20 protein-coding genes are annotated in these 17,786 nt (G+C 48.7%); 8 read left to right on the top strand and 12 right to left on the bottom strand.

What is annotated here, in order from left to right; genetic code table 11:
* Positions 1-7 precede the first annotated feature (7 nt).
* On the bottom strand, positions 8-586 hold the full coding sequence (gene nfuA, locus BM334_RS00455) for a Fe-S biogenesis protein NfuA (protein ID WP_092836417.1): 579 nt from the start codon (positions 584-586) through the stop codon (positions 8-10).
* 151 nt (positions 587-737) lie between these two features.
* Between nfuA and BM334_RS00450 the strand changes: the two genes are divergently transcribed.
* A complete protein-coding gene (locus tag BM334_RS00450; RefSeq protein ID WP_241970877.1) occupies positions 738-3,362 on the top strand; it encodes a M14 family zinc carboxypeptidase in 2,625 nt (874 codons plus the stop codon).
* Here BM334_RS00450 and BM334_RS00445 read toward each other — a convergent pair.
* Positions 3,359-4,030 (bottom strand): ComF family protein, encoded by a 672-nt coding sequence (locus tag BM334_RS00445; protein ID WP_092836416.1) that lies wholly within the window; start codon positions 4,028-4,030, stop codon positions 3,359-3,361. The genes BM334_RS00450 and BM334_RS00445 overlap by 4 nt on opposite strands.
* Positions 4,031-4,064: 34 nt before the next feature.
* On the opposite strand from BM334_RS00445, the gene bioH reads away from it, so the two are divergent.
* Positions 4,065-4,868 carry a pimeloyl-ACP methyl ester esterase BioH gene (gene bioH, locus BM334_RS00440; RefSeq protein WP_092836415.1) on the top strand — a complete coding sequence of 268 codons (804 nt, stop codon included), beginning with the start codon at positions 4,065-4,067 and terminating at the stop codon, positions 4,866-4,868.
* Positions 4,869-4,908: 40 nt separating this feature from the next.
* Here the strand turns inward: bioH and mutM are convergent, their stop codons facing one another.
* On the bottom strand, positions 4,909-5,724 hold the full coding sequence (gene mutM / locus BM334_RS00435) for a bifunctional DNA-formamidopyrimidine glycosylase/DNA-(apurinic or apyrimidinic site) lyase (RefSeq protein ID WP_092836414.1): 816 nt from the start codon (positions 5,722-5,724) through the stop codon (positions 4,909-4,911).
* An 80-nt stretch (positions 5,725-5,804) separates the two neighbouring features.
* Between mutM and BM334_RS00430 the strand changes: the two genes are divergently transcribed.
* On the top strand, positions 5,805-6,461 hold the full coding sequence (locus BM334_RS00430) for a 2OG-Fe(II) oxygenase (RefSeq protein WP_092839142.1): 657 nt from the start codon (positions 5,805-5,807) through the stop codon (positions 6,459-6,461).
* A 69-nt stretch (positions 6,462-6,530) separates the two neighbouring features.
* Here BM334_RS00430 and rpmG read toward each other — a convergent pair whose 3' ends face one another.
* From rpmG to BM334_RS00410, 4 genes are all read right to left on the bottom strand, one after another.
* On the bottom strand, positions 6,531-6,686 hold the full coding sequence (rpmG, locus tag BM334_RS00425) for a 50S ribosomal protein L33 (RefSeq protein WP_055439759.1): 156 nt from the start codon (positions 6,684-6,686) through the stop codon (positions 6,531-6,533).
* Between the two features lie 11 nt (positions 6,687-6,697).
* Positions 6,698-6,934, bottom strand: coding sequence for a 50S ribosomal protein L28 (rpmB, locus tag BM334_RS00420; protein WP_055439760.1), 237 nt, complete (start codon positions 6,932-6,934; stop codon positions 6,698-6,700).
* A 158-nt stretch (positions 6,935-7,092) separates the two neighbouring features.
* Positions 7,093-7,770 carry a RadC family protein gene (gene radC, locus BM334_RS00415; RefSeq protein ID WP_055439761.1) on the bottom strand — a complete coding sequence of 226 codons (678 nt, stop codon included), beginning with the start codon at positions 7,768-7,770 and terminating at the stop codon, positions 7,093-7,095.
* Positions 7,771-7,818: 48 nt separating this feature from the next.
* Positions 7,819-8,088, bottom strand: coding sequence for a hypothetical protein (locus BM334_RS00410; protein ID WP_055439762.1), 270 nt, complete (start codon positions 8,086-8,088; stop codon positions 7,819-7,821).
* 175 nt (positions 8,089-8,263) lie between these two features.
* On the opposite strand from BM334_RS00410, the gene coaBC reads away from it, so the two are divergent.
* Entirely contained in the window at positions 8,264-9,484 is a 1,221-nt protein-coding gene (gene coaBC / locus BM334_RS00405) for a bifunctional phosphopantothenoylcysteine decarboxylase/phosphopantothenate--cysteine ligase CoaBC (protein WP_092836413.1), read from the top strand.
* A 12-nt stretch (positions 9,485-9,496) separates the two neighbouring features.
* Positions 9,497-10,081, top strand: coding sequence for a nucleoid occlusion factor SlmA (gene slmA / locus BM334_RS00400; protein ID WP_092836411.1), 585 nt, complete (start codon positions 9,497-9,499; stop codon positions 10,079-10,081).
* Here the strand turns inward: slmA and gpsA are convergent, their stop codons facing one another.
* Genes gpsA through BM334_RS00385 form a run of 3 tightly spaced genes read right to left on the bottom strand, consistent with a single transcriptional unit; the run spans position 10,082 to position 12,058 of the window.
* Positions 10,082-11,083 carry an NAD(P)H-dependent glycerol-3-phosphate dehydrogenase gene (gene gpsA, locus BM334_RS00395; RefSeq protein ID WP_092836409.1) on the bottom strand — a complete coding sequence of 334 codons (1,002 nt, stop codon included), beginning with the start codon at positions 11,081-11,083 and terminating at the stop codon, positions 10,082-10,084.
* A 12-nt stretch (positions 11,084-11,095) separates the two neighbouring features.
* A complete protein-coding gene (gene secB / locus BM334_RS00390; RefSeq protein ID WP_092836407.1) occupies positions 11,096-11,599 on the bottom strand; it encodes a protein-export chaperone SecB in 504 nt (167 codons plus the stop codon).
* A 30-nt stretch (positions 11,600-11,629) separates the two neighbouring features.
* Entirely contained in the window at positions 11,630-12,058 is a 429-nt protein-coding gene (locus BM334_RS00385; protein ID WP_092836405.1) for a rhodanese-like domain-containing protein, read from the bottom strand.
* A gap of 181 nt (positions 12,059-12,239) precedes the next feature.
* Between BM334_RS00385 and gpmI the strand changes: the two genes are divergently transcribed.
* From gpmI to BM334_RS00370, 3 genes are read left to right on the top strand one after another with little or no spacing between them, the layout of a single operon-like run.
* Positions 12,240-13,775 (top strand): 2,3-bisphosphoglycerate-independent phosphoglycerate mutase, encoded by a 1,536-nt coding sequence (gene gpmI, locus BM334_RS00380; protein WP_092836403.1) that lies wholly within the window; start codon positions 12,240-12,242, stop codon positions 13,773-13,775.
* A gap of 23 nt (positions 13,776-13,798) precedes the next feature.
* On the top strand, positions 13,799-14,905 hold the full coding sequence (locus BM334_RS00375) for a murein hydrolase activator EnvC family protein (protein WP_157981846.1): 1,107 nt from the start codon (positions 13,799-13,801) through the stop codon (positions 14,903-14,905).
* Positions 14,905-15,714 (top strand): divergent polysaccharide deacetylase family protein, encoded by an 810-nt coding sequence (locus BM334_RS00370; protein WP_157981845.1) that lies wholly within the window; start codon positions 14,905-14,907, stop codon positions 15,712-15,714. Before BM334_RS00375 ends, BM334_RS00370 begins: the two co-directional genes overlap by 1 nt.
* A 92-nt stretch (positions 15,715-15,806) precedes the next feature.
* Here BM334_RS00370 and rpoH read toward each other — a convergent pair whose 3' ends face one another.
* Together rpoH and ftsX are read right to left on the bottom strand one after the other, a co-directional pair.
* Positions 15,807-16,673, bottom strand: a complete 867-nt coding sequence (rpoH, locus tag BM334_RS00365; protein WP_092836389.1) for an RNA polymerase sigma factor RpoH — start codon at positions 16,671-16,673, stop codon at positions 15,807-15,809.
* Between the two features lie 129 nt (positions 16,674-16,802).
* The gene (gene ftsX / locus BM334_RS00360; protein ID WP_092836387.1) at positions 16,803-17,783 is read right to left on the bottom strand and encodes a permease-like cell division protein FtsX; all 981 of its coding nucleotides are present in this window, start codon (positions 17,781-17,783) and stop codon (positions 16,803-16,805) included.
* Between the last annotated feature and the right edge of the window lie 3 nt (positions 17,784-17,786).

Here is a 17,786-nt window from a genome sequence, read left to right as displayed (position 1 = left end):
GTAAAAATTAATAGTACGAATGTTCACCAGGTTGGTGCTCTGTCACGTCTCGTACGCCGTTCAGCTCACCAGGAAAGCGTTGTACAAGTTCTTTTTCGATGCCTTCTTTTAAGGTGACATCGACCATGCTACAACCGTTACAACCACCACCAAACTGCAGCACGGCAATACCGTCGTCGGTAATTTGGCTGACTGCCACTTTACCGCCATGGTTAGCCAGTTGTGGGTTAATTTCTGACTGAATAACGTATTCAACGCGCTCAATAAGTGGTGCATCGTCGGCGACTTTCTTAGCTTTTGCATTAGGTGCTTTCAAGGTTAACTGTGAACCTAGATCTTGCTCTTCGTAATCGATGACGGCATCGATTAAGAACGGCGCACTACCTGAGTCTACCACTGCATCAAAGCCACTAAATGGCAGTACTTCGTCGTCGGCTTCAACCGAATCTGGTGGGCAATAAGACACCCCGCACTCAGCTGAAGGCGTACCCGGGTTCACCACGAACACGCGAATATTTGTATTATCCGCTTGATCGGCAAGCAATTTGCGAAAATGTGCTTGTGCACTTTCTGTAATACGAATCATGGGTCAACCACCTCACTGCTATACCTGAGTAATTTAGTAGGGTATATCTTATCGCAAAAATTGGTCATTGCATAGTAAGCGGCTTTGGCTTAGGCAAAGAATTTGCTAGTTTGGTAGACCAATATTCTAGCTAGAAACATAGGAATTAATCATGCTTCGCAAGTTTGCTATCGCGTTAATGGGCGTTGTCTTGTCCCTTACGGCGCACGCTACTAGTCTTGATGACTATCTACCGAAAGACGTTAGTTATAATCCTGATATACCCACCCCGAAAGAGGTTTTGGGTTATGAAGTAGGCGAATGGCATGTGCGTCCTGAGCAACTTGTTCGCTACATGGAAGTGCTAGCGGAGAAGTCTGATCGCTTTCAAATGGAAGTTACTGGTTATACCCACGAACGCCGTCCGTTGGTATTGCTAACAGTGACTTCACCACAAAACCACAGCAATATCGAAGCGCTGCGTCAGCAACATGTCGCATTGGCCGATCCAAACCAAAAAGGTGACGTCGACAAAGCACCTTTAGTGCTTTACATGGGCTATAGCATTCATGGCGACGAGCCAAGTGGTAGCAACTCAGCACTCTTGTACGCCTATTATTTAGCCGCTGCGGAAGGTGAAAAAATTGAGGCGGTACTGCGCGACAGTATTATTTTGCTTGACCCAAGTTTTAACCCTGACGGTTTGGCGCGCTTTGCTCAATGGGCAAACCAGCATAAAAGCCAAAACCTCGTGGCTGACACCCAGCACCGTGAACACATACAGCCCATGCCGCGCGGCCGAGTTAACCACTACTGGTTCGACTTAAACCGTGACTGGTTGTTGTTGCAACACCCTGAGTCACGCGCGCGTATTGCCAATTTCCAAAAGTGGAAACCAAACGTGTTAACCGACTTCCATGAAATGGGCACCGATAGTACCTTTTTCTTTCAGCCCGGTATTCCGTCACGCAAAAACCCAAATACCCCTGCAGAAAATGTCAAACTTACCCAAACCTTGGCTGAAGGTCATGCGGCAGCATTGGATGAACAAGGTCGTTTGTATTTTACCGAAGAAGCGTTCGATGACTTTTACGTAGGTAAAGGTTCAACCTATCCAGATGTTCAAGGCGCGATCGGCATTTTGTTTGAGCAGGCATCAAGCCGCGGGCACGCTCAAGATTCTATTAACGGTTTAGTTCAGTTCCCGTTCACCATTCAGAACCAGTTCACCACTTCGTTAACCACTATGTATGGTGCACACGCGAATAAAAAATGGTTCTTAGACTATCAACAGCGTTTTTACGATGACGCAATGGCAGCTGCCAAAAAGGCCGATTTTAAAGGCTACGTTGTGGGCGACAATACCGACCCAGCCCGCCTGAACGAAATGCTAAATATTCTTGCTCAGCATGGCATTAAAAGTTATCCGTTGACCAAAGCTGTTAATGTTGACGGCGTAAAATACTCCCCGGGTAGCAGCTATTATATTCCGCTGGCACAAGAGCAGTATGTGCTCATTCGCGCCATATTCATGGACCAGAAAAGTTTTAAAGATAATACTTTTTACGATGTTTCTGGCTGGACCTTCCCACATGCATTTAACGTGCAATTTGGTGAATTTGACGGCTGGAGCATTGATGTCGCAAAACAACCATGGCAAGCACCAGCGCCGCTGTCTGTTGAACTGCCAGCAGACGCCTATGCTTACGCATTTGAATGGCACAGCTACTTTGCACCACGAGCGTTAACCCGTCTACTGCAAGCAGACATTCATGTGCGTCAAGCCAATCAGGGGTTCACAGCGAAAACTGCTAATGGCGACGTTGAGCTGGCGCCGGGCACTGTAGTCGTCACACGCGCTTACCAAACGCAAGACTGGCAACAAGTACAAGCGAAGCTTGCCGAAATTGCCACCGACAACCAGTTAAAAGTACATGCTATTAGCTCAGGATTAACACCTAAAGGCATGGACTTGGGCAGCCGTAATTTAGCGCCAGTGAAACCTGTAAGTGTGATGATGGTCGTGGGTACTGATGCCAATATGTACGAAGCCGGTGAAGCTTGGTACTACCTTGATCGCCACGTTGGTTTGCCGGTATCTATGGTCGACACCGATCGTCTAAACCAAGTTGATTTAACCCGTTACACGCATATTTTGATGGTTGATGGTCGTTATTCCAAACTGAACAAGCATAGCGCTGAACGGCTGCGTGATTGGGTGCACAATGGCGGTGTTATTATTGGTCAACAAGGTGGTGCGAAATGGCTCAGTGAACAAAACATTTTGGCCGCTAAGTTTGTTGATACCAAAACATTCCGTGATGCCTTTGAACAGCAAGAGCTTAACTACGGCGACATGGATGACTATTACGGCGAACGTCGTTTAGCAGGTGCGATTTTCGAACTGCAGCTAGACACTACGCACCCGCTAACATTTGGCTTCCCACGTAATACGCTGCCGGTGTTCAAAGATAGCCTCAACGCCATGGTCGTGCCTGAGCAGCCATTTGTAACCGTTGCTCGCTACAGCGAAAAGACGCCTCTGTTGGCTGGTTTTACCGCCAAGCCTAACCAACAAACGTTGGCCGATAAAGCGGCAATCATGGCGCACCGTAAAGGCCGCGGTCGGGTTATTGCATTTGCTGACGATGTTAACTTCCGAGCATTCTTCTGGGGCAGCGCTAAGCTTTTGAGCAACGCTATTTTCCTGGCGCCTGAAGTACGTCCAACACTCAGTGACGAAGAAAACGTAGAAGCCGCAGCAGCCGAAGCTGCTGAGGCCGCTCACGCGCATTAGTCAGCGTCTCGCGGTTGATGTGGCTCGGCATAAGCAAGAGTCCACACATCAACCGCACTTGCTCCACGGCGCATCAGTGCATTGGCAGCTGCCGACGCTGATGCGCCAGTGGTTAATACGTCGTCAATAACCGCAAGCTTTAACCCTGCAACATTGCGTGTGCAATACATGCTTTGGTGCATGTTCTGCCAGCGCTGCTCTGCCCCAGACTGATGTTGTTTGCCTTGATCATCGCGCAAACGCCGAAGCAAGCCTGCAGCAACCGGCAACTGCACCACCGGCGCTAAAGCATGCGTCAATAACCCTGCTTGATTGTAACCACGTTGACACCAACGCTTGTAAGTCATCGGCATGGCCACCAGCATATCGGGCCAAGCTTGAGGACGGTCTCGATAACAATGACGCACCTGCCCCGCCAAAAATGGCGCCAATATTTTAGCCAACTCAGGACACCGTTGAAATTTGAAACGATGAATAAGATGCTGAATATCCGGTTGCCAACTAAAAGCCGAAAACCAGTGACGCCCAGCAGCTCGTTCTGGGTTTTGACAGCGCCAACGCACACACGACGGTGGCAACCTGGGTAAGTCACGCAAGCACACTTGGCAAAACCCTGTCACTTCAGCAACACGCAACGATTGATCACATAGCCAGCAATACCCTAACATAGACGCTTCCTTTCGCAGTGGTAGAGAACATGTAATGGTAGCTTCAGTTTGGCGTGCCGTCAGGGGCACAGGAACGGATATTGTTGTACTCCATGGCTGGGGGCTGAATGCCAACATCTGGACACCCGTGGTGGAACCTTTAGCCCGCGAGGGACGGTTACATCGCCTCGACTTACCAGGTTATGGTGACTCACAATGGCCAGATAACTGCGAATTGTCGTTTGAGAATTTATGCCGACTGACGCTTGAAGCACTACCTGAAAAGTGTCACCTGATTGGCTGGTCACTAGGGGGCCTTGTGGCTACCCAATTGGCGCTAAGCCACCCCGAGCGATTTCACAGCCTCACCACAGTGGCTTCATCACCTTACTTCCCGGCGCAAGAAGACAGCTGGCCCGGTATTGAACCTCATATACTCAACACGTTCGCGAAACAGCTTAGTAAAAACTTTAAACGCACGGTTGAGCGCTTTTTGGCATTGCAGTCACTAGGTTCGCCGCACGCCCGTGACGACGTCAAACAAATCAAAGAGTGGTTATTTGCCAAGCCCATGGCTTCGGTTGAGGTGCTTGATGCCGGTTTAGATATGCTCGCCACTGTCGATTTACGACAACAGCTGAAGAACCTACAAGTTCCGTTGCTACGGATATACGGCAGACTTGATGCATTAGTACCTGTCGCTGTTGCTGAGCAAGTAACGCAGCTACTACCGGCCACACTCGCAACACAGCAACCGGTGATTGCGGCTCACTGCAGCCACGCGCCCTTTATTAGCGACGCTGCGGGGTTCATTGACGCATTGAGGCCGTTTTTACAGCAAGTTAATAGCGAGCTTTAAGTGACATAATGTTGGCACGCACGCTTGCCATGCAGGCTTGCTAACGCTGGCATTGAGTACAATAAACAGTACTGCGTTGACCAAGGCGGATTTCTTTTAACCGTCCGCCGCATTGCATGCAAAGCTTTCCACCGCGGCCATACACCATTAGTTCTTGTTTGAAGTAACCAGGCTGGCCGTCGGCTTGGGTGAAGTCTTGTAAGGTCGTGCCGCCCTGCTCTATAGCTTTGGCCAAAGTTTCTTTAATAATTGGCACTAAACGCTCATAGCGGGCACGGCTAATTTTACCCGCCGCACGTTTCGGGTTAATGCCAGCTTTAAACAGCGACTCGTTCGCGTATATATTGCCCACCCCAACAACCACGTGGTTGTCCATAATAAACGTTTTAATCGCTTGCAGCTTGCCACGAGACACGCTGTATAAGTGTTCAACATTAAACGCAGCAGTGAGTGGTTCTGGTCCAAGCTTAGCTAATAGCGGGTGGTTAAGCGCAGGGTGTTCTTCGCTATATAACCAACAACCAAAACGGCGTGGGTCGTTAAAACGTAAACACCACCCCGAAGCTAACACCAGATCAATGTGGTCATGCTTCACAACCAAAGTGTCGGTTGGAACGACGCGCAGCGCACCGGACATGCCTAAATGAACAATTAAATACCCCTGTGTGGTATGAATAATTAGGTATTTTGCGCGGCGCTCAACGCGCGTAATCGTTGCGCCAACCACCTTCGAAACCGCTTCAGGTATGGGCCAGCGTAAACGTCTATCGCGCACCACCACATCAGCGATTTGCTGATTTTCTAAATGCGGCGCAATACCACGCCGACTGACTTCAACTTCAGGTAATTCTGGCATAAATAGTCCATAGTATGATGCTTGTTTTTATTGGCAAGCTACTCTATATTCGCGCGACCAACCTTGGGAGTATTCACTTCATGACAATAACAGCACCAGAGATTGATCAATCCGCCTTTAAAACCTCGGCGATTGATTTTGATCAACTGGCCGCCTCCGGCTACGTTATTGTGCCAAATTTCTTAGCGCTCGAATACTGCCAGCAGCTGTTTGACTATGCACAGCAGCTAACCGCTGCAGATTGGCAGCAAGCGGGTATTGGTCGCGCTGATCAATACACCACGAATACGGCGGTGCGCCAAGATAAGATCCGTTGGTTGAATGCACAAGCGACGCCAGAAAAAGCTTATTTAGACATGATGGAAAATTTACGCTTGCAGGTTAATCGCGAATTATTCATGGGGCTTTTCGATTACGAATGCCACTTAGCGCATTACCCTCCAGGGGCCTTTTATCGCAAACATCTAGATGCATTTAAAGGACGTAGCAACCGTATCTTAACCACCGTATTCTATTTAAATCCCGATTGGCAAGACACTGACGGCGGGCAACTAGTCATTTATGGCGAACGTGGTGAAGTGCTTGAACAAGTGCTACCGGAAGCGGGCAAACTTGTGGTGTTTCTAAGTGACGTATTTGTGCACGAAGTGCTTGCTGGCCAGCGTGACCGTTTCAGCATTACCGGTTGGTACCGTCATAATACCAGTGTGAATGGGGTGGTTGACCCAACCCGTTAAACCAGTGCAGCTGAATTTGAGACACAAAAAAACCCAGTCAAGACTGGGTTTTTTGTGCTCAGAAGAAGCTTACTTAATTTTAGCTTCTTTGAAAATCACGTGCTTACGAACCACTGGATCGTATTTTTTGATTTCCATTTTTTCTGGCATGTTGCGTTTGTTCTTGTCGGTAGTGTAAAAGAAACCAGTACCGGCAGAAGAAACTAGACGGATCTTATCGCGCATGGTTTAGCTCCTTACACTTTTTCGCCGCGAGCGCGCATTTCTGCAAGCACCGCGTCGATACCATTTTTATCAACAATACGCATACCTTTAGTAGAGATACGCAACTTCACCCAACGCTTTTCTGATTCAACCCAGAAGCGGTGAGATTGTAGGTTCGGCAGGAAACGACGCTTGGTCGCATTGCGCGCGTGTGAACGGTTATTACCGGTAACCGGACGCTTTCCTGTAACTTGACATACTCGTGACATCGTTTTTTTACTCCAAAATTGCTTCAAGCTCGCCTGTCGCCCATCGCGGCCTTGCCTTGAATCCGAGGGCGCATTTTATACAGCAAATCGGCCCGGCAATCAAGTGATCGCTGATATTTTTTGATCGTTGTGATCCTGTAAACGGCGGCGCTACTTTACTACAGAAGCCCTCGTTCGGCAAATGAAACTGGCGATCCTGCACCAATAACGAAGTGATCAAGTAAAGCCACATCGATCATGGTCAATGCCCGCTTTAAACGCTCTGTAACCCGCTGGTCAGCTTGGCTAGGCTCAGCAACACCCGACGGATGATTATGCGCTAAAATCACAGCCGCCGCGTTATGCTGCATAACTAATTTTATAATTTCACGTGGATACACCGGCGCTGCATTAATAGTGCCTTGAAATAATTCAACGTACTTTAATAATCGGTGTTGGCTATCTAATAGTAGTACGACAAAAATTTCGCGCTGTTGGTGACGCAATTGTGCAGTTAAGTAGTCTTTAACCATAGCAGGTTGGGTAAACCCATCGTCGCGCCGCAATTGCCAGGCAAGATAACGCCGAGAGATTTCCATGACAACCTGCAGCTGCATAACGCGAGCAGGCCCTAGCCCGGGTTGTTTTAATAACTCTGCGGCCGGAGCTGCCAACATACCACCGATACCGTCGAAGGTACTCAGTAGGTCACGCGAATAAGTAACGACATCTTTACCGCGAATGCCGGTACCCAGTAAAATCGCGAGAAGCTCTGAATCCGTGAGCGTGCCAACACCAAGCTCCGCCATTTTTTCGCGCGGACGCTCAGTTTCTGGCCATTCCTTTAACTTTGCCATTCCATTCTCCTAAGTGAGTACACATCGAATGGCAAAGCTTACTCGGAATTAGAAGTTGCGTGAGTCCATGTGGCTACGCTGTGCACGCTCAACATCTTGACGTGCTTTTTCACCCATTTCTTCCATTTCAGCTACCGTACGGCATACACGCTCTTTGAAGTTAGTGCCGACTTTAGTTTCATTACGGCAAATATGCGTGATCTCGCCCTCTTCATTTAAGATATAGTTAGCACTTGTGGTAGAACCTGAGCCTGTCGAATTGCATGCAGCCAATAAAAGAGCCAACGCACCACCAACAACTAATTTTACTTGTTTCATAAACACCCAACCGAATTGTTAAAAATTTGAATACTAATTTTAAATTTTCTTACGGAAAATGCAAACCCATTGTTTGTAACATTTTGTGTTATCGCTAACAAAGTGAGGTTGTGGTAAATTTAAAGTTCGCGACAAATCAGGTGGGTAACACTCCCGAAACATATGGATATTTACTATGGCAACCCTTGCTGGTAAACGTATTCTAGTTGGTATTAGCGGTGGTATCGCTGCTTATAAGATTCCTGAGCTAGTTCGGCGCCTTAAAGATTATGGCGCTGAAGTGCGCTGTGTCATGACCCAAGGCGGCCAAGCTTTTATTACCCCGCTAACATTACAAGCGGTGTCTGGCAATGCGGTAGCAACCGATCTACTTGATCCGGCTGCAGAGGCTGCAATGGGGCACATTGAGCAGGCTAAGTGGGCCGATCTCGTATTTATTGCGCCAGCATCAGCTAACACCATCGCCCAGCTTGCGCACGGCCACGCTAGTGACTTATTGAGTACCCTCTGTCTCGCCACGTCAGCTCCTATTGCTATCGCACCTGCTATGAATCAGCAAATGTGGGCAAACTCGCTCGTGCAAAGTAACTGTCAACGCTTAGCGCAGCATGGCGTGACCATAGTACCACCCGCTAGTGGCGAACAAGCCTGCGGTGATATTGGCGCTGGCCGCATGCCAGAGCCGTTAGCTTTACGCGAATTCATTGTACAACTGTTACAACCTAGTGAAGCGCTGTTCGCGGGCCAACACATTGTCATTACAGCCGGGCCAACGCGCGAAGCTATTGACCCTGTTCGCTATTTAAGTAACCACAGTTCTGGGCGCATGGGTTTTGCGCTTGCTGCAGCAGCACAACAACTTGGCGCTCGCGTTACACTTGTCGCTGGCCCCTGTCACCTAACAACACCTGCTGGCGTACAGCGCGTCGATGTGGTGAGTGCAAATGACATGGCTAATGCCGTAGATGAAGTTATTGCCGACGCCGACATTTTTATTGGTTGTGCGGCTGTTGCCGATTACCGCCCTGAAATTGCGGTAACGCAAAAAATTAAAAAGAACCAAGACACCATGCACATTGAGTTGGTGAAAAACCCAGATATTTTAGCCAAGGTTGCAGCGCGTGATAATCCGCCTTTTACCATTGGTTTCGCGGCGGAAACCAATGACGTTGTAGATTACGCACGAGGTAAACTTGAACGTAAGCGCTTGGCCATGATTGCCGCTAATGATGTTAGCAACAGCGACATTGGTTTTAACAGCGACGACAACGCAATGACGTTATTATGGCGCGATAACGCCGGAGAAATTCAGCAAACACAATTAGCACGTGCTGCTAAACAAGCCATTGCAGAGCAAATTCTGCGACACGCTGCACAAATTAAAGATAATCACTAAAAGGAGTTTTGCGTGGCTGCGAAACAAAACCGTAAGCAAGATATTTTGGCAGCACTCGCTGCCATGCTTGAAACTAACCCAGGCCAGCGTATTACCACTGCTCGACTTGCAGCAGAGGTGGGCGTCTCTGAAGCTGCTCTGTACCGACACTTTGCGTCAAAAGCAAAAATGTTCGAAGGGTTAATTGATTTTACCGAAGACGCAATTTTGTCGCGTATAAATCAAATCACTGAGAATGAAAAAGACACGGTTGCACGTTGTGAGCTTATTGTGCGCTTGGTGCTCACATTTGTCGAACGTAACCCGGGTATTACACGCATACTTACTGGCGATGCACTGCTTGGTGAACATGACCGTTTGCGCGCCCGTGTGCTTGGTATTTTTGAAAAGGTCGAAGCAAATATTAAACAAGTGCTACGTGAGCGCCGTTTACGTGAACAAGTGCGTGGCGGTCTTGATGAAGGTATACTTGCAAATCTAGTAATGGCTTACGCCGAGGGCAAAATTGCACAGTTTGTACGGTCTGAGTTTAAACGCGCACCAACGGAGCATTTTGATGAGCAATGGCAAGCCATTGCCCAGCAATTGTTAAGCTAATTATTCTGACGTGCGCGCCCGGCTCAACAAGTTAATTGCCGCTTGTTGAGGCGTGGTGTCGCCGTATAAAACATCGTAAAGCTGCTCGCAAATGGGCATTTCAACACCGTGACGTTTCGCCAGGGTGACCACTTCGCGCGTATTACGATACCCTTCAACGGCTTGGCCGATATCTTTCATGGCTTGCTCCACCGACTTACCTTGGCCTAGAGCTAAGCCAAAACGCCGATTACGCGACTGGTTATCGGTACACGTAAGAATTAAGTCACCTAAACCGGCCATGCCCGTAAAGGTTTCCGGCTTCGCGCCTAGTTTCAGCCCCAAACGGGTGAGTTCGGCCAAGCCACGGGTTATTAACGCAGTACGCGCGTTAGCACCAAAACCTACTCCGTCGGCCATGCCAGCGCCAATGGCAATCACATTTTTTACCGCACCACCTAATTGCACGCCAATAAAATCATCGTTGGTATAGACACGGAAGCTGCGATCGCAATGCAGCAGTTCTGAAAGCTCTTCGACAAATTTGGGGTCGGTTGACGACATTGAAATAGCAGTTGGTAAGCCTTTCGCCATTTCCATGGCGAACGTTGGGCCCGACAACACCGCAAGCGCATGGTCTGTGCCCAATATTTCTTCAGCAACTTCAAATAATAAACGCCCTGTTTCAGGCTCAAGCCCTTTCGTTGCCCAAGCGATTCGTGCGTCAGCGCGTAAATGCGGTTTCATGTCACGCAATACTTGTGCAAAGGCGCTACTTGGCACCACCACCACAATGTTTTTACTGTCGGCCACAGCTTCAGCTAAGTCAGCCGTAACATGTAAGGTGTCAGGAAGTTGAATACCCGGCAGGTAACGGGTGTTTTCGCGGGTTTTGGCCATGCTTTCTACTTGCTCAGCATCGCGCCCCCACAAACAGGTATGAGTGCCCTTGCGGGCAAAGCAAAGCGCTAGGGCGGTTCCGTACGAACCAGCGCCTAGCACTGTGACTTGCGAATTACGCATAATTAGTGGCTATTATGCGTCAGCTTTTTGCTCAGCGGCTTGCTGTGCTTGTTGCTGTTGTTGCTGCACGTGCTGTGCAAATACGGCGTCAAAGTTAACTGGAGCTAAGTTCAATTGTGGGAACGTTGCACGGCTAACTAAGTTTGATAAACACTCACGCGCGTACGGGAACAAAATGTTCGGGCAGAAAGCACCTAACAAATGCGCACGTTGGCCGTCTTCGATTGCATCAGAAATAGTGAAAATACCAGCCTGATGAACTTCAGCCAAAAACGCAACGTCGTCACCAACTTTGTTGGTTGCGGTAATTTTAAGAACCACTTCGTAAACACCGTCTTCAATTTTGGTGTTTTTTACGTTCATGTCTAAGTTTAACTCAGGCGTCCACTCTTTGCGGAAAATTTCCGGAGCATTTGGCGCTTCGAAAGACACGTCTTTCGCGTAAATGCGTTGAATTTGGAATGCTTGTTGTTGCGCTTGTTGGTCTGCACCATTTACTTGCTGTTCGTCAGCCATTTTTATACGTCCTATTACGAGAGATTAAAATTATTTCTTAACCAGTGGAAAACTGGCGCCCTGCCAAGCAGAAATTCCACCCTGCAGTACGGCAACATTTTCAAAGCCTGATTTGCTAAGAGCGGCTGCGGCCGATCGCGCAGTCATTCCTGTTGCACATACAACCACGATGGGGGCAGTTTTGAATTTCTCAAGAGCTTGCACCTCATTTTTTCGAATCTTCTCGGCCGTTAAATGAATCGAATCTTGAATGTGACCTTTCCGGTATTCATCCACAGAACGAATATCAACATACACACCGTCATTACGGTTCACTAGCAGAGTCGCTTGCTGTGGCTCTAGTAGTTTCACTTTTGAGGTTGCGCCTTTGATGTAACTTACGATGATCGCAATCAGCAGAATCACCCACAATAAACTCATAAAATAGTGGTCCATTGCGAAAGCGAGAAGTTGATCCATGAGATTGATGACTCCAATTGAAAAAAAACAGCCACAGAGTATACCGACTGCAATTGTCGTTGCCAGTAAAATTTGCGCATGGGCCGCAGTTCATTAGCGTCGACAAAGGATGCGCGCCACGCAAAAATCGCATAAAATAAACCCAATTTTTTGAAATCACTACTAAACCATTGGGGATGTCATGGCCAAGCCACACACACCACTTGCCTTATTAATTTTAGATGGTTGGGGCCACCGCGAGGCGGCCGCCGATAATGCAATTGCTGCGGCAAATACGCCGACAATGGATAAATTGTGGCAGTCGTGCCCGCATACACTCATTGACGGTTCAGGTATGGCCGTCGGCCTACCCGATGGGCAAATGGGGAATTCTGAAGTTGGCCATGTGAACTTAGGTGCCGGGCGCGTGGTGTACCAAGATTTCACCCGCATTAGCAAAGCCATTGCCGATGGTGATTTCTTCAACAACCCTGTATTAACCGAAGGCGTTGACGCAGCGGTTCAGCAAGGCAAAGCGATTCATATCATGGGGTTGTTATCACCCGGCGGCGTGCATAGCCACGAAGACCATTTGTTAGCCATGGTTGAATTGGCGGCACAACGCGGTGCTGAAAAAATATATGTGCATGGTTTTTTGGATGGCCGTGACACGCCACCGCGTTCCGCGAAAGACACCATTGAGCGTTTTGATAAACACTTTGCACAGCTTGGCCGCGGCCGTTTTGCTACACTTTGTGGCCGCTACTTTGCCATGGACCGCGACAAGCGCTGGGACCGTGTGCAACAAGCTTGGCAGGCACTTGTGCATGGTCAAGGTGCATTCACTGCCGATAATGCGCTCATTGCTTTAGCCGACGCCTACGAGCGTGATGAAAGCGACGAGTTTGTGAAGCCAACCATTATTGCCGAGCCAGCCCCAATTCAAAATGGCGACAGTGTGTTTTTCATGAACTTTCGCGCCGACCGTGCCCGTGAGCTTAGCCATGCCTTTTTAGACACTGAGTTTAGTGGTTTTGAGCGCGGTCAGGTACCAAACCTTGCGCACTTTGTCATGCTGACCGAATACGAAGCGAATTTGCAGGGGCCTATTGCCTATCCACCCGAGAGTTTAAACAATGTACTGGGCGAATGGCTTGCGAAACAGCAATATAAGCAATTACGTATTTCTGAAACCGAAAAATACGCCCACGTAACCTTTTTCTTTAGTGGCGGGCGTGAGCAAGAATTTGACGGCGAACAGCGTGTTTTAATTCCGTCACCCAACGTCGCAACCTACGATTTACAACCCGAAATGAGCTCAGAGCAACTCACCGACGCCTTGGTTAGCGCAATAGAAAATCGCGAATTTGATGTCATTATTTGTAATTACCCAAATGGCGACATGGTTGGCCACACGGGCAACTTTGATGCCGCCGTTCAGGCCGTCGAAGCCGTTGATCGTTCTATTGCACGCGTTGTAGCTGCTTTAGAAAAAGTTGGGGGCGAATGCTTAATCACTGCCGATCACGGCAATGCCGAGCAAATGCAAGACCATAGTACCGGGCAGTCTCACACGGCGCATACCAGCGAATTAGTGCCGTTTATTTATGTCGGTCGGCAAGCCGTTGCACGCGAAGGTGGCACGTTATCTGACGTTGCGCCAACCATGCTGCACCTGTTGGGCCTTGAGCAGCCGCCAGAAATGACCGGCAAACCGATTGTGACATTAACCTCGTGATGCGATGGCTGGCTGTTTTCATAATGCTTATAGCGCCGCTGCATGCAGCGGCGCAGCAAGCAAGTGCCGAAGAACAAGCCAAAACAGAGGCTCAGCTTGAACAGATTGCGACCGAACTGAAACGCCGCGAAGCGGCTATTGGCCAGCGCGCTGAACAGCTCTCATTAACTGAGCGCGAGTTGAAGCAACTTGAACAGCAAATGGCGACGGTTGCCAGTGAATTGAATCGCACCCAAGAGCAACTCAAAGATGCGCAAGGTCGTATCAACGACTTACAAAGCCAGGCGCAAGCGCTCGAACGGCAGCTCAGCCAACAACGTAAGCTTCTAGAGAAGCAACTGGATACAGCCTACCGCGTGGGCGAACACGACTACTTACGGCTTATATTGCAACAGCAAGAGCCGAGCAAATTTGAGCGTGTGCTTGGCTATTATGGTTACTTTAACCGCGCACGTTTAGCTGAAATCGATGCGATTGCGCAAACGCAGCAGCAACTGCAGCAAGTTCGTAGCGACGTATTAACCCAACAAGAAGAGCTTGAGCGCCGTAAGAAACAACAACGCCAACAACAAGGTGTGTTGAAAGCTCAGCAAGACGAACAAAAGCAGCTTATCAAGCGCCTGAGCCGCGAGCAGTCGGCCGACCAGCAGCGCATTGCCGAACTGAAGCAAGATCAAGAAGCACTTGAGCAAGTGTTGGCCGCCATTCGTTCTGCACTGCGTGACGAACCTCGACTCGAAGGCCTATCAGCATTAAAGGGCAAGCTAAGCTGGCCCGCGGCAGGTAAAGTACAACGTGTGTTTGGTCGAGCTCGCAGCGGCGGGGTTACTTGGAAAGGCATTGTTATTAATGCCGCCGATGGGGAGCCAGTACGCGCCATTGCTGATGGTCGCGTGTTATATGCCAACTGGCTACGTGGATACGGTTTGCTGATTGTTCTTGACCACGGCGATGGTTACATGAGTTTGTACGGCCACAACCAAACCATACTTCCGGCCGTAGGCGACATTGTGCGCGCCAACGAAACCATCGCGTTAGTTGGTCAGAGTGGCGGCCGTGAGGAACCTGCGGTATATTTCGAGATTCGCGTTAAAGGTGACGCGGTTAACCCAGTTCAATGGTGTCGTTAATGCAACGATTTTTCGGTGGTTTCATGGTTTTCATTATGGCGTTTTGCGCCAACGGCGAAGCCGTGGAAGAAGCCGACGTAGCTGCTACCGATAACTCTGCGCCGATAAGAATTGCCATTGTTATCGATGACCTAGGTAACAGTCGTTTTCAGCAAAATTTTGCAGAGCTTCCTGGTGCGCTGACCCTAGCGCTGCTACCACACACTCCTTATGCTGAGCGTATTGCACAAGCAGCACAGAAAACAGGCAAAGAAGTCATTATTCACATGCCTATGCAACCCGGTAATAACATCGATGCAGGCCTAGGCATGCTTCGCAGCGAAGACAACAAAGCTGAATTTATCATGCTGATGGAACAAGCCTTCATGCAATTACCACAAGCTGTTGGCATGAACAACCACATGGGCAGTCGGCTTACTTCGCTGGTTGAGCCCATGCAATGGGTGATGGAGCAGCTAGCACTGCGCAATTTCTATTTTCTCGACAGCCGCACAACCGCTGCAACCCAGGCAGAACAGATAGCAAAAAATTTCGGCCTACCCGTGGCTCGACGCCATGTGTTTCTTGACAATGATCCGCGCCTGAGCGAAATATCTGCTCGTTGGAATGACCTACTCAAACATGCAAAGAAAAATGGGGAAGCCATCGCCATTGCTCACCCGCATAGAACCACATATGAATTTCTACAAGCTAAGCTACCAGAACTTGGCACTAACGGTATTCAACTGGTTTTCGCTTCGCAACTGGCGTATCGAGAGCACCCAGCACCGACCATTGAACTTACTGAACATGAAGTAACAAGGCCATAACCAAAGGTGCTAAAGAGCTGCTGAATTTTATCCATAAAAAAAGCTCGAAGCTGTTATAACAACTTCGAGCTTTTAATGAATGTGTTCTTTACTTAAGCCATTGCCATACGCAATTTCTTCATAGCATTTGCTTCTAGCTGACGCACACGTTCCGCTGAAACTTGGTATTTATCAGCCAATTCTTGCAACGTGGTTTTGTTGTCATCATCTAACCAACGGGCGCGGACAATGTCTTGGCTGCGCTCATCAAGGGTTTTAATCGCTGACAATAAACGCTGCTGGGTGTGTGATTCCCACTGCTCGTTTTCAACTTCTTCAGCTAGGTCTGAGCGCTTATCTTCTAAATACTGCGCTGGTGAATAGGTAGAACCTTCGCGTGCGTCATCGTCATCTGAGCTTAACTCAAATGCTTGGTCATGGGCGCTCATCCGCGCTTCCATTTCCAACACTTCGTTGGTGCTAACACCTAAGGTTTCTGCAACTGTGTTCACTTCTTCTTGCGTAAACCAACCCAAGCGCTTTTTCATTTTGCGCAAGTTAAAGAATAATTTGCGCTGCGCTTTGGTGGTGGCAATTTTGACCATGCGCCAGTTTTTCAGCACATACTCATGAATTTCAGCTTTTATCCAATGTACCGCGAACGATACCAAGCGTACGCCAACCGCTGGGTCAAAACGACGTACTGCTTTCATTAAGCCAATGTTACCTTCTTGAATAAGGTCTGCTTGAGGTAAGCCGTAGCCAGAATAGCCACGTGCAACATGCACGACAAAACGCAGGTGAGACATAATCAACTGACGCGCAGCTTCTAAGTCTTCCTGTTCGTGTAAGCGTGTAGCCAGCTCCCGCTCTTCTTCTGCGCTTAGCATTGGAATACGGTTTACCGACGAAATATACGCTTCTAGGCTGCCACTGGCTTGTGGAACAGCTAATGCCATACTTGTCATTTCAGAGCTCATGCAACAACATCCTCTCTCGCTTGTGCCCGCACTTCATTATCCAGACACACATCAGACCACTTTATGATCTGAAAGTTCCCTCATTCTAGCAAACTTGACGCTGCTGACAATGATCAAATGGGGATCAAATTACTGCGGTTCAATGGTTCGTACATGTTTTCTTACAGCAATGTAAGAACCGAGCAAACCAAGACCAATGGCAACCAGCCATAACACCATCATTTCATTAAAGTTTAAACCTGATAACCGAAACTGGCTTTGGTACAACTCACTAATGTCTGCTACGGCACCCGATATCCACCAGATCACCATTGCGGTTGCTAACCACGCAATAAAACCGCCAACAAAACCATACCACACACCGGTATACAAAAATGGGCGTTGAATAAAGCCGTCGGTTGCACCAACGAGCTTCATCACCATGATCTCGTCACGCTTACTGTTGATATTTAACCGAATGGTGTTGCCCACTATGAGCACCACAGCGACACATAGCAACGTTGCCAACGCCAATAAACCATCGCGTACTAGGTTTAACAACGCTTCTAGGCGTTGCAGCCAATCTAAATCGAGCCGCACTTGCTCAACTTCGCGCTCGTTACTCAGCTGTTGCGCTAGCGCTTGGGCCTGAGCCGTACCGCGTTTGTTGGCAACGGGCAACACTAACAACACATCTGGTAGCGGGTTGTTTTCTAATGCATTCAAGGCATCGCCAAACCCAGAGGCCTCGCGAAATTCTTGCAACGCCTCGTTTTTATCAATCCAGCGCACGCTTTCAACATCGTTCGACAAACTTAACCGTTTGTGAAAGGTTGAAACTTCTTGCTGGCTTAAGTCTTTGCGCAGAAACAGCGTAATTTCTGAGGCATGTTGCCAATCAGCACCAATGGTTTCTGTGTTTTTAACCACCACATACAGCGTTGCTGGCAAGGTTAAACTTAAGCCTAATACGGCCATGGTCATGAGGCTTGCTAACGGGTAACGCGCTAGTTCACCAAGGCTTGCAACGGCTTGCTGGGCATTATGCACCCAAAACATGACAAAACGACGAAAGCCAGAAATTTTGACTTGTTGCGCGCCTTGTTGGCGACTACGGAACAGTAAACTCATTGC

It is taken from the genome of Pseudidiomarina donghaiensis, assembly GCF_900116895.1.
Lineage (GTDB): Bacteria > Pseudomonadota > Gammaproteobacteria > Enterobacterales > Alteromonadaceae > Pseudidiomarina > Pseudidiomarina donghaiensis.
The sequence above is the reverse complement of the archived record's forward strand: the minus strand, read 5'-3'. Positions and strand labels throughout refer to the sequence as shown.